Origin of the sequence: Streptomyces sp. NPDC058279, assembly GCF_042881255.1 — a bacterium.
Lineage (GTDB): Bacteria > Actinomycetota > Actinomycetes > Streptomycetales > Streptomycetaceae > Streptomyces.
On sequence record NZ_JBHVYA010000020.1, the window covers coordinates 1 to 11,022 of the forward strand.

The following is an 11,022-nucleotide window of genomic DNA, read 5'->3' on the forward strand; positions in this document are numbered from 1 at the left end:
GACCCTGTGGGAGAGTAGGACGCCGCCGAACAATCATTGTGGGAAAGCCCCGCACCAGCCCGTTATCGGGTTCGGTGCGGGGCTTTTCTGCGTTTTCGGGGCAATCCAATCCCCCCTCCACCGGTGAAAGTCCTACGGATGCCCGGCATGGGGTGGCGGGGCTGCCGAGCCGTTGACTCGTAGGGTGTTCGTATGGGCTACGACCTCGTCATCTTCGACAACGACGGCGTGCTGGTGGACAGCGAGCCGCTCGCCAATACGATCCTCGCCGGCTACCTCAGCGAGCTCGGCCATCCGACCTCGTACGACGAGTCGCTCCGCGACTACATGGGGGGCGCCGTACACCGGGTGCACGATCTGGTGTTGGAGCGGACCGGGCAGCGGTTGCCCGAGGACTTCGACGAGAAGCTCCACTCCCGGACGTTCGAGGCGTTCGCGCGGGAGTTGCGGCCCGTCCCCGGGGTGGAGGAAGTGCTCGGGGCGCTGACCGCGCACGGGATCGCCTACTGCCTCGCGTCCTCCGGGAGTCACGAGCGCATCAGGGTCGGGCACCGGGCCGCCGGGATCGACGGGTGGTTCGAGGAGGAGTGGATCTTCAGCGCGCAGGATGTGGGCCGGGGCAAGCCGGCTCCCGATCTGTTCCTGCACGCCGCGGACCGGATGGGCGTCGACCCGGCGCGGTGCGTGGTCGTCGAGGACAGCCCGCTCGGGGTGGAGGCGGCCGTGGCCGCCGGGATGGACGTGTTCGGGTTCACCGGGATGATGCCCGCCGACCGGCTGGCCGGGGCGAAGGCGTGCTTCGGGGAGATGAAGGACCTGATCCGGCTGCTCGGCATCGAGGAGTGACTCCCCAGGAGCCGGCGGCGATTGGTGTGTGATCGCTCTACCCACCGGTAGCCCGGCGCCCTACGCTGAGCCGCCATGACAGATGACGTGCGGCTGCGCCGTGGCCGGTTGTCCCTCGGGTTCAGTTTCTTCGTGCAGGGCGTCACCTTCGCCCTGCTCGTGACGCGGATTCCCGCCATCCAGGACCAGTACGGGATATCCGACGGGCTGCTGCCCGCCTTCCTGGCCGCCGTCCCGATCCTCGCCGGGGCCGCCAGCGTGGTGACCGAGCACCTGGTGAAGCGGGTCGCGCCCAGCCTGGTCCTCAGGTGGGCCCAGCCGCTGGTGCTGCTCGCGCTCCTCGGGGTCGGGGCCGGCGGGCAGTTGTGGCACGTGGCCCTGGCGCTGGGGGCGTTCGGACTGTCGGTCGGGGCGCTCGACGCCTCCATGAACATGCTCGGCGTGAGCCTCCAGCGGACGTACGGCCGCAGCATCATGCTCGGGTTCCACGCCTCCTACAGCCTGGGCGGGATCGTCGGGGCCTCCGCCGCGTGGGCGGGGGCCCATTGGCATCTGGGGCTCTTCACGAGTTACCTGCCGGCCGTCGTCCTGTTGCTGCCGGCGGCCTTGGCGGGCAGCCGGTTCTACGTGGACCAGCGCGGCCCGGGGCCGGGCGAGGACGCGGGGAGGGGACTGGGGCCCGGCGGGTTCGGGCTGTTGCTGCCCCTGTGCCTGGTGATGGCCTGCGCGTACATCGGGGACTCGACCGTCTCGAACTGGAGCGCCAAGTACCTCCAGGACGTGCTGGGGAGTTCGGAGCAGCTCGCGACGGTCCCGTACAACGTGTACATGGTGACCACGCTGCTCGGGCGGGCCGTCGGGGACCTGGGCGTACGCCGCTTCGGGCCGGTCGCGGTGGTACGGGCGGGGACGGTCGTCGCGGCGGCCGGCTTCGCGGTGGTGGCCGCCGCGCCCGGGGCGTGGACGGGGATGCTCGGGTTCACGTTGCTGGGGATCGGGCTGTGCGTGATCGTGCCGCAGACCTTCGCCGCCGCTGGGAGGTTGTTCCCCGGGGCGTCGGACACGGCCATCGCCCGCCTGAACATCTTCAACTACGTCGGGTTCCTGGTCGGTTCGCCGCTGGTCGGTGGGATCGGGGACGCCTGGAGCTACCGGGGCGCGATGCTGGTGCCGATGGTGCTGGTGTTGGTGACGCTGTTCTATGCCCGTTCCTTCGGCATCGGCGGGGCCCGATACGGTGTCGGGCATGAGCGGCGAGCCGGTGACCGGGCTGTTGATGTGGGACGAGGCGCTAACGAGGTATGACTTCGGGCCGGGCCATCCGATGGATCCGGTGCGCCTGGCGCTGACCATGGGCCTGGTGCGGGCCTTCGGGCTGGACCGGGCCATGGTCGTGCGGGCGGCCCGCGCGGCGGGGGATTCGACGCTGCGGCTCGTGCACCGGGAGGACTACGTCGCCGCGGTGCGCGAGGTGTCGGCCGATCCCGGGACGGCCGACGGTTCGTACGGGCTCGGGACCGTCGACGATCCGGCGTTCCGCGGGATGCACGAGGCGTCGGCGCTGATCGCCGGGCAGTCGGTGGCGGCGGCCGAGGCGATCTGGCGCCGGGAGGCCGGGCACGCGGTCAACTTCGCGGGCGGGCTGCACCACGCGATGCCGGGCGGCGCGGCCGGGTTCTGCGTCTACAACGACGCGGCGCTGGCGGTCGCCCGGCTGCTGGAGCTGGGCGCCGAGCGCGTCGCGTACGTGGACGTCGACGTGCACCACGGCGACGGGGTGCAGGCGGCGTTCTGGGACGACCCCCGGGTGCTGACGGTGTCCCTCCACGAGCATCCGCGGACCCTGTTCCCGCAGACCGGGTGGCCGCAGGAGACGGGCGGCCCGGCCGCCGAGGGCTCGGCGGTCAACGTGGCGCTGCCGGCGGGGACCGGTGACGAGGGGTGGCTGCGCGCCTTCCACGCGATGGTGCCGGAGCTCCTCGCGGACTTCCGGCCGCAGGTGTTGGTGTCCCAGCACGGGGCCGACACGCACTTCGAGGATCCGCTGGCCCATCTGGCGGTGTCGTTGGACGCGCAGCGGGCGGTCCAGGAGGCCTGTCACCGGCTGGCGCACGAGTACGCGGACGGCCGCTGGCTCGCCCTGGGCGGGGGCGGCTACGCGGTGGTGGACGTCGTACCGCGCTCCTGGACCCATCTGGTGGGGATCGCGGCGCACCGGCCGGTCGATCCGGCCGCGGAGGTGCCGCAGGAGTGGCGGAGCGAGGTGTACGCGCGGACCCGGCAGCCGGGGCCGGCGCGGATGACGGACGGCCGGACGGTCGGGTGGCGGGACTGGGAGGCGGGATACGATCCGGCGGACAGCACGGATCAAGCCGTCCTGGCGACGCGGCGGGCGGTGTTCCCGCTGCGCGGGATGCTCGTGTAGCGGACGTGTAGGGGGCGCTCGTGGCGAAGCATCGTTACGCCAACGGTGGGGCTGTTCGGCGGAATTGATGAGGCGCCGGGTTCGGTGCGGCAGCATCGGAGGGTGTTGAGCACCGGCGCGTTACGTGCGCATCTGCTGGCTTCCCGGTTGGCCGGGCCCGTCGCCACCTCGCGTGAGGAGAGCCTGCGCAGTTACAGGCTGTTCGCGGCGGGTGATCCGCGGGTGCTGCTGGGGCTGGAGCCGCAGTGGCGTTGGGCGGAGGGTGATCTGCTGCGGCTGATGGCCGACCGGTGTGGGGTGTCGGCGGACCCGTCGCAGGTCAGCGGGATGGACGTGATCGATCCGGAGCGGACTTTGGCCGGGTTGGAGGCGTTCGCGGCGCGGCTGCGGGAGGCGGCGCGGCTGAGGTCGCCCGTGTTGTTCGGGACGGGGCATCCGCACCGCCTCCTGGGGTTCTACGCCAGTTTGGCCCAGGCCCTGTCGGCGGCGGGCTGTGTTGTCCTCACCCCGGCGCAGGGGGTCCGTGTCGACATGGCGACCCGGTTCGGCGTACGCCCCCACCGCATCGATTACGTACGGGGGGTCGCACTGGTGCGGGAACCCGGCGCGCGTCCACCCGCGAGTGTCACCGGCGCGCACACCCATTCGCCGCTGCCGGTTCGGGTCGCGCTGGGAGCGTTGGCGGCCGCCGGCGGGCCGTTGCCGGAATTGGTGGTGGGGGACCACGGGTGGGTCTGCGGTGCAGGTCAGTTGGGTGTGGAGGCGATCGGGTTGGCGGATACGGATGATCCGGCACTGTTCGTCGGGGAGGCCGAGGGGCGGGTCGCGGTGACGGTTCCGCTTGATGACGGAGTGGCCGCGGACTTCTACAGACCCCTCACGCGCTACCTGCTCGACCGGGTGGGTCTGCCGTGGCGTCAGGAGTGGCCGTAGCTCCTCTTCCCCACTCGTATCACCCGCCCCTACTCTGGGGAGTGAGCGTGCGACGACGGGGCGTAACCGGAGGGGAAGCCGGTGCCCGTCATGCGCGGAAGGTCAAGGTGTGTCATGGCTGCTGGCGAGAGGCCTCTCAGTGAGGTTCAGTTCCTGACCGTGGCGGAGGTCGCCTCGGTGATGCGAGTGTCGAAGATGACCGTGTACCGCCTGGTGCACAACGGTCATCTGCCCGCCATCCGGGTGGGCCGGTCCTTCCGGGTCCCCGAGAACGCGGTGCACGAGTACCTCCGGGAGTCTTATGTGGGGGTGGAGTCGGCTTGAGATGACTCTCGGGTTGGGCTCGGATTACAAGCTCAGAGCTCGGGCGGGTAGGCTAGGCCGACGTAGGTCGTGTGGGCCCAGACGCCCCGCACCGATCCCCGCTGGCGCGGGGATGTTCCGAGAAGTGAGCGAGGGTAGTCGTGGGCTCTGTTATCAAGAAGCGGCGTAAGCGGATGGCCAAGAAGAAGCACCGCAAGCTGCTCAAGCGCACCCGCGTCCAGCGCCGTAACAAGAAGTAAACGGCAGCTGTACGTGTTCTCCGCAGCCCCTCCACCATCCTGGTGGAGGGGCTGCGGTGTAGCCGGGGGACTTCTTCGAGGGAGGCGCTGAACTCGTGGGCAAGGTCGTTCTCGTCACTGGTGCTGCCCGGCAGCTGGGGAGCCGCTTCGTGCGCCGCATCCAGCGCGAGCCGGATGTCGATCGGGTGATCGCGGTGGATTCGGTGAGTCCCGCGCACCGGCTCGGTACGGCGGAGTTCGTGCGGACGGACATCAGACGCTCGGCCATCGCCCGGGTGCTGGCGGAGCACGCCGTCGACACGGTGGTGCACCTCGCCGTGACGGGAGGCAGCGCGGGCAGTGGCGGCGCCCGCAGCGCCGTGAAGGAAACGAACGTCATCGGGACGATGCAGCTGCTCGGGGCCTGCCAGAAGTCCCCGACGGTGCGGCGGCTCGTGGTGAAGTCCAGTACCAGCGTGTACGGGGGCACCTCGCGCGATCCGGCCGTCTTCACCGAGACCACGCAGCCGAAGTCGCTGCCGGCGGCCGGCTTCGCGAAGGACGCGGTGGAGGTCGAGGGGTACGTACGGGGATTCGCGCGCAGGCGGCCGGACGTGGCGGTGTGCGTGCTGAGGTTCGCGAACATCCTGGGGCCGTACGCGGATTCCGCGTTGGCCGAATACTTCTCGATCCCGGTGATGCCGACCGTGCTGGGGTACGACCCGCGGCTGCAGTTCGTCCACGAGGACGACGTGATGGAGGTGCTGCGGCTGGCGGCCGGGGAGCCCGAGCGGGGGACGCTGAACAGCGGTACCTTCAACATCGCGGGCGACGGGGTGTTGCTGCTGTCGCAGTGCGCGCGGCGGCTGGGGCGGCCGACGCTGCCGCTGGTGATGCCCGCGGTGACGTGGGTGGGGTCGGCGCTGCGGGCGGTCGGGGTGACGGAGTTCTCGCCCGAACAGATCCGGCTGCTGACGCACGGGCGGGTCGTGGAGACCACGCAGATGCGGTCCACTCTAGGGTTCGAGCCGATGTACACGACCGCCGAGACGTTCGCGGACTTCGCGCGGAGTCGGGGAAGCGGGCTGTTGCCGCCGGAGCGGGTGGGGCGGGCCGTGGATCGGGTGGCCGGGATGCTGAACGCGGATCTGTCGGGTGTCGGGCCGGCGGCTGAGGGAGCGGAGCGATAGTGGCGGACGCGAAAGTCATCCCGTTCGACGAGGAGCGGCCGCGCCGGCGGCCGGCGCGACGGGTGCGGGTGGCTCCACCGGCGGGGGAGCCGGTGGCGCAGCCCGTACCGGAGCCGGCCGCGGAGGCCGTGCGGGCGGCGGAGGCCGCCGGGCCCGGGGCGCGGTCGGGTGACTGGGACCGGCGGATCGCCGGCGGGCTGGCGTTCCTGCGCAGGCGGATCACCGGGGAGTACGAGGTCGACGACTTCGGCTACGACAAGGAGCTGACGGACCAGGTCCTGATGTCCATGCTGCGGCCGCTGTTCGACAAGTACTTCCGGGTCGAGGTCAAGGGCATCGAGAACATCCCGAAGGAGGGCGGCGCGCTGATCGTGGCGAACCACTCCGGGACGTTGCCGTTGGACGGTCTGATGCTCCAGGTGGCGGTGCACGACCACCATCCGGCGGAGCGGCACCTGCGGTTGTTGGCCGCGGACCTGGTGTTCATGTTGCCGGTGGTGAACGAGCTGGCGCGCAAGGCCGGTCACACGTTGGCCTGCGCGGAGGACGCGCAGCGGCTGCTGGAGGCCGGGGAGCTCGTCGGGGTGATGCCGGAGGGCTTCAAGGGGATCGGGAAGCCGTTCGGGGAGCGGTACAAGCTCCAGCGGTTCGGGCGGGGCGGGTTCGTGTCGACGGCGCTGCTGGCGCGGACGCCGATCGTGCCGTGTTCGATCGTGGGGGCGGAGGAGATCTACCCGATGGTCGGGAACGCGAAGACGTTGGCGCGGCTGCTGGGGGTGCCGTACTTCCCGGTGACTCCGACGTTCCCGTGGCTGGGGCCGCTGGGGATGGTGCCGCTGCCGACGAAGTGGACGATCCAGTTCGGGGAGCCGATCTCCACGGAGGGGTACCCGGCGGAGGCGGCGGAGGACCCCATGCTGATGTTCAACCTGACGGACCAGGTGCGGGAGCAGATACAGCACACCTTGTACCGGTTGCTCGTGCAGCGGCGGTCGGTCTTCTTCTGACGGGACACGACAAGGCGGTGCCCGGCGGGATGGTCCGCCGGGCACCGCTTCGCGCTATTCGGTGTCCTCCGCCTTGAGGCCCAGGCCCGGGAGCAGGCCGGGCAGCAGCGGCGGGAGGGTGATGTCCGGCTGGGGCTGGTCCGGGGCCGCTCCCGAGGGGGGCGGCGCGGAGTGGCCGTCGGCCGGCGGGTGCAGCAGATCACCGGTTCCGCCCAGGAGCCCGCCGGGGGTCGGGGGCTTGGCGGCCGCTGACGGGGGCGCGCTCGGGGGAGACGCCGCCGGTCGGCCTGCGGGGGTTTCGGACTGCTGCTTGCCGGGGGAGGCGCTGGGCTTCGCCTGGCCGCCCGTGGACCCGCGGGATTGCTCCGGGGGCTTGGGCAGCAGGTTCTGGATGGGCGCCACGTCTTCGTCTATGGCCTGGAAGACCGACTCGACCTGGCCCCCGACGTCGGTGAGCTGTGCCGGGAGCTTTTCCCGGAGCTTGCCCCACGCGTCGCGGTGGGAGCGGGAGAACGAGGACAGCATCTGCATCGGGCCGAGCGATCCGTCCCGCTCGTACGCCGCCTGGAGCAGTCGGTGGCCTTCCGCCGCGTCGTGGCTCATGCCTGCCAGGGCGCGGCGGATCGCGCCGAGGGACTCGTGGTCCAGGACGCCGGTCCGGCCGCGCTCCATGAGTCTGCGGGCCTCGGACAGCCGGTTCGAAGCCTGGTCGAGGTAGAGCTCGCCCCGGTCCGAGTCCTCGTCGGCCATGCCCAGCTTGATGTCCTCCATGCCCCGCTTGACGGGGTAGAGGGAGTCACCGGGCAGGGCGTCGGTGCTGGCAGCGGCCACTCCGCCGAAGGCCCCCGCGGCCACACCCACGGTGAGGCCGCCCGCCGCGATGCCCTTGGACCAGCGGGAGCGGGGCCGCAATTTCCGGAGCGAGGTCGCCCGGTGGGCGCCGCGGCCGGTCCGCTGTTCGGGCACCAGAGGGTCCGGTGCGGCACCGCCCCCGGCCCTCTCTTCCATTACCAGGGCCTCCATGGCGGCGACGAGCTGTGCTCGTTGCACCACTTTGACCTCGGGATCCAGCACCGGGCGCGGCATTCTCTCGCCGAGCACGTTCGCCAGGGCCAACAACCGGTCGTGGTCGGCAGATTCGGCAGGTGCCTCGGACTGCTCGGCCGCCGGGTCCGGTTCCGAAAGGTCGGACGGGGTCCGATCCTCCAGGGCCAGGGCGAAGGCGTTCGCCCGCCGGTGCGGAGTCACGTTCGCGATCACTGGCGGCACCTCCTCTCGTCATGACGATCGACTCCCCCAGGTGTCCGGAAGGTTGCCTTCCTTGAGCACATCCACACTTTCGAGTGAGCGGCTTCGGGCAGGGCGTGTCCACAGGGAGCCTGCATTCCGCACAACGAGCGGCGCGGCACTTGGGTTACGGACGAAGGATGATCGGACCACAGCGGCATCGGAGTCATCAAGGGGATCGGGGGCGGGAGGCGGTCAGCGGGCGTCGTCCGGCAGGAGGCGGGCCAGGGTGCGGACCGCCCGGTACTGGAGCGTTTTGATCGCGCCCTCGTTCTTGCCCATCACCCGGGCCGTCTCGGCGACCGAGAGGCCCTGTAGGAAGCGCAGGGTCACGCACTCCTGCTGCTGCGGGTTGAGTTTTCGCACGGCCTCCAGCAGGGCCGCGTTGGACAGGGACTCCAGGACGGAGTCCTCGGGGGACCGTTCCACCTCGTTGGCGTCCAGCATCTCGCCCGTGGTCACTTCCAGGCGGAAGCGGCTGGACTTGAAGTGGTCGGCGACCAGGTTGCGCGCGATCGTCACCAGCCAGGCCCCGAAGTCGCGGCCCTGCCAGGTGAAGGTGGAGATACGGCGCAGCGCGCGCAGGAAGGTCTCGCTGGTGAGATCCTCCGCGGTCGCCTTGCCGCCGACGCGGTAGTAGATGTACCGGTACACCGTGTCGCTGTACTGGTCGTAGAGCCGGCCGAACGCCTCGGCCTCGCCGGCCTGGGCGCGTTCGACCAGGTCCATCATGCGGGCCTGGTCGCTGTCCGCGGTGGGGCGGCGGGCGGCGGGCGCGCTCGTGCCGGTGGCGGTGCCCGCACCACCCGCGCGACCGCGTCTGCCCACCGTCGCCCCACCGTCGGTCAGGGCGTAGCAAGGACCGGCCGGGCCGAGGCCGGCAGGGACCGCGGCGGCGAGGGCGGGGACGGCGTACGCGGTGGGGACGAAGCCGCGCAGGTGGTCGAGGACCGTTGCGCGCAGCGTAGCCAGGCCCGAGGCGTCAACCCCGACAGGTGGGTACACGGGACTCCCAGAGGCAGAGCTTCCATCACGTGCAGTGCGGGACCGTTCACCCGTCGTGGCGACGGATGGTCGGTGGCATGCGTTTGAGGAGAATAACGCTTCGTACAGGCAGCGCTACACCCAGTTGCTCAAATCACCGGTTCCGACACTTCTGTTGCGTACCGAGGGCATATTCAGTCGCAGTTGGTGATCGGTTCTTGATCGGTTGGATACGCGGAATGGGCGCTTCCGGGGTGTGGCGCGACCGAGTCGGGCATGCCGGAGTGCCGCGCCGACGGCGCGGGTAGAGGTGCGGGGTTGCCCGCCGGGGATCACGGGCGGGCGGCGGGTGCGGGCGCCGGCTACTTGCGGCGGCGGTGCAGGGCGATCGCCGCGGCCGTGCCGCCTGCGATCGCGCCGACTCCGGCGGCGGCCGGGACGCCGACCTTCACGGCCTTGCGGCCGGTCCGATAGTCGCGCAGGCGCCAGTCGTGTGCCTGGGCATGCTTGCGCAGTTTTGTATCGGGATTGATCGCGTACGGATGTCCGACCAGCGACAGCATCGGAATGTCGTTGTGCGAATCGCTGTAGGCGGCGCAGCGTTCGAGGTCGAGTCCCTCGGCGGCGGCCAGGGCCCGTACCGCCTCCGCCTTGGCGGGGCCGTGCAGCGGCTCGCCGACGAGGCGGCCCGTGTAGACGCCGTCGACGGACTCGGCGACGGTGCCCAGGGCGCCGGTCAGGCCGAGGCGGCGGGCGATGATCGTGGCGGTCTCGACCGGGGCGGCCGTGACCAGCCACACCTTCTGGCCGGCGTCGAGGTGGGCCTGGGCGAGGGCGCGGGTGCCCGGCCAGATCCGCTCGGCCATGTACTCGTCGTAGATCTCCTCGCCGATCGCCATGAGTTCGCAGACCTTGTGGCCCTTGACGATGGACAGCGCGCTGTCGCGGGCGTCCTGCATGTGCTCGGGGTCCTCGACCCCGGCGAGCCGGAACCACGCCTGCTGCCAGGCGAAGCGGGCCAGTTCGCGGCGGCGGAAGAACTCGCGCTTGTAGAGGCCGCGGCCGAAGTGGAAGATCGCGGCGCCCTGCATGACGGTGTTGTCGAGGTCGAAGAAGGCGGCGGCGAGATCGTCGCCCCGGACCGGGAACTCGGGTTCGGCGGGCTTCTCGGCGGGCTTCTCCGCAGCCTTCCGGGCGGACTCGCGCGGGGCCGCTTCGGGCGCTCCGGGCAGCGGTGGCGCCTCCTCCTGCGCGCTCTTGCGGGCGGCCTCGGCCGAAGCCTCGCCTGCCAGCACGCTCCGCGCGGTGGCGGAGCGCCTACGGGGGGTGAGCCATCCCAGAGCGGCCATGACGCGAGCATAGCCATTGTGTTCGGGAGTTCCCGAACCGAGGAGGAACGGGGGCGTGAACTCTTCGGAACGCCCGCTTCCGCGCCCGTCGGCGACCCCCCTGGGGGCGCGGGACAATGAGGACATGAGTCCTCTGTTGCGCCGCAAGGAGAAGAAGCGCCCCGAGGAGCGGCTGGTCACGCTCATCGGGAAGCCGGGATGCCATCTGTGTGACGACGCACAGGAGGTGGTCGAGAAGATCTGCGCCGAGACCGGGGCGCGGTGGGAGAAGAAGGACATCTCGCAGGACGAGGAGCTGTACCGGCTGCACTGGGAGCAGATCCCGGTGGTGCTGGTGGACGGTGAACAGCACACTTTCTGGCGGGTGAACCCGGAGCGACTGCGCCGGGCGTTGGAGGGCTGACCGTCCGGCCGGTTACCATCATGGGCGTTTTGTGGGGGCTCGGGCGCGTATCGATG

Annotated in this window: 12 protein-coding genes; 9 read left to right on the forward strand and 3 right to left on the reverse strand. The window is 70.9% G+C overall.

Translation table 11 applies throughout. From position 1 onward, the window contains the following. Positions 1–192: 192 nt before the first annotated feature. From ACFVXJ_RS27170 to ACFVXJ_RS27205, 8 genes are all read left to right on the forward strand, one after another. Positions 193–846 carry an HAD family hydrolase gene (locus ACFVXJ_RS27170; protein ID WP_389665578.1) on the forward strand — a complete coding sequence of 218 codons (654 nt, stop codon included), beginning with the start codon at positions 193–195 and terminating at the stop codon, positions 844–846. 75 nt (positions 847–921) lie between these two features. Beyond that, positions 922–2,151, forward strand: a complete 1,230-nt coding sequence (locus ACFVXJ_RS27175; RefSeq protein ID WP_389665580.1) for an MFS transporter — start codon at positions 922–924, stop codon at positions 2,149–2,151. Continuing rightward, positions 2,123–3,271, forward strand: coding sequence for an acetoin utilization protein AcuC (locus tag ACFVXJ_RS27180; protein ID WP_389665735.1), 1,149 nt, complete (start codon positions 2,123–2,125; stop codon positions 3,269–3,271). The genes ACFVXJ_RS27175 and ACFVXJ_RS27180 overlap by 29 nt, the downstream gene beginning before the upstream one ends. 102 nt (positions 3,272–3,373) lie before the next feature. After that, complete coding sequence (locus tag ACFVXJ_RS27185) at positions 3,374–4,204, forward strand: phosphatase (RefSeq protein WP_389665737.1); 831 nt, start codon at positions 3,374–3,376, stop codon at positions 4,202–4,204. A 114-nt stretch (positions 4,205–4,318) separates the two neighbouring features. Then, positions 4,319–4,528: a helix-turn-helix domain-containing protein gene (locus ACFVXJ_RS27190; RefSeq protein WP_008738568.1), complete on the forward strand. Its 210-nt coding sequence runs from the start codon at positions 4,319–4,321 to the stop codon at positions 4,526–4,528. Between the two features lie 140 nt (positions 4,529–4,668). Further along, positions 4,669–4,767, forward strand: coding sequence for a 30S ribosomal protein bS22 (locus ACFVXJ_RS27195; RefSeq protein WP_003948845.1), 99 nt, complete (start codon positions 4,669–4,671; stop codon positions 4,765–4,767). Between the two features lie 95 nt (positions 4,768–4,862). Beyond that, on the forward strand, positions 4,863–5,936 hold the full coding sequence (locus tag ACFVXJ_RS27200) for an NAD-dependent epimerase/dehydratase family protein (protein ID WP_389665582.1): 1,074 nt from the start codon (positions 4,863–4,865) through the stop codon (positions 5,934–5,936). Continuing rightward, positions 5,936–6,943: a lysophospholipid acyltransferase family protein gene (locus tag ACFVXJ_RS27205; RefSeq protein ID WP_389665584.1), complete on the forward strand. Its 1,008-nt coding sequence runs from the start codon at positions 5,936–5,938 to the stop codon at positions 6,941–6,943. The genes ACFVXJ_RS27200 and ACFVXJ_RS27205 overlap by 1 nt, the downstream gene beginning before the upstream one ends. Positions 6,944–6,997: 54 nt before the next feature. On the opposite strand, the gene ACFVXJ_RS27210 is transcribed toward ACFVXJ_RS27205, so the two are convergent. From ACFVXJ_RS27210 to ACFVXJ_RS27220, 3 genes are all read right to left on the reverse strand, one after another. Next, on the reverse strand, positions 6,998–8,203 hold the full coding sequence (locus ACFVXJ_RS27210; RefSeq protein WP_389665586.1) for a DUF5667 domain-containing protein: 1,206 nt from the start codon (positions 8,201–8,203) through the stop codon (positions 6,998–7,000). A gap of 222 nt (positions 8,204–8,425) precedes the next feature. Further along, on the reverse strand, positions 8,426–9,235 hold the full coding sequence (locus ACFVXJ_RS27215) for an ECF subfamily RNA polymerase sigma factor, BldN family (RefSeq protein WP_361313006.1): 810 nt from the start codon (positions 9,233–9,235) through the stop codon (positions 8,426–8,428). Between the two features lie 341 nt (positions 9,236–9,576). Next, on the reverse strand, positions 9,577–10,563 hold the full coding sequence (locus ACFVXJ_RS27220) for an HAD-IB family hydrolase (RefSeq protein ID WP_389665589.1): 987 nt from the start codon (positions 10,561–10,563) through the stop codon (positions 9,577–9,579). 124 nt (positions 10,564–10,687) lie between these two features. Here ACFVXJ_RS27220 and ACFVXJ_RS27225 point away from each other — a divergent pair, with 124 nt between their 5' ends. Further along, positions 10,688–10,966, forward strand: a complete 279-nt coding sequence (locus ACFVXJ_RS27225; protein WP_361313009.1) for a glutaredoxin family protein — start codon at positions 10,688–10,690, stop codon at positions 10,964–10,966. Positions 10,967–11,022 lie beyond the last annotated feature (56 nt).

Coding starts and splice junctions, on each gene's coding strand:
- ACFVXJ_RS27170 (WP_389665578.1), top strand. CDS start 193: ATGGGCTACGACCTCGTCATCTTCGACAACGACGGCGTGCTGGTGGAC.
- ACFVXJ_RS27175 (WP_389665580.1), top strand. CDS start 922: ATGACAGATGACGTGCGGCTGCGCCGTGGCCGGTTGTCCCTCGGGTTC.
- ACFVXJ_RS27180 (WP_389665735.1), top strand. CDS start 2,123: ATGTGGGACGAGGCGCTAACGAGGTATGACTTCGGGCCGGGCCATCCG.
- ACFVXJ_RS27190 (WP_008738568.1), top strand. CDS start 4,319: ATGGCTGCTGGCGAGAGGCCTCTCAGTGAGGTTCAGTTCCTGACCGTG.
- ACFVXJ_RS27220 (WP_389665589.1), bottom strand. CDS start 10,563: ATGGCCGCTCTGGGATGGCTCACCCCCCGTAGGCGCTCCGCCACCGCG.
- ACFVXJ_RS27225 (WP_361313009.1), top strand. CDS start 10,688: ATGAGTCCTCTGTTGCGCCGCAAGGAGAAGAAGCGCCCCGAGGAGCGG.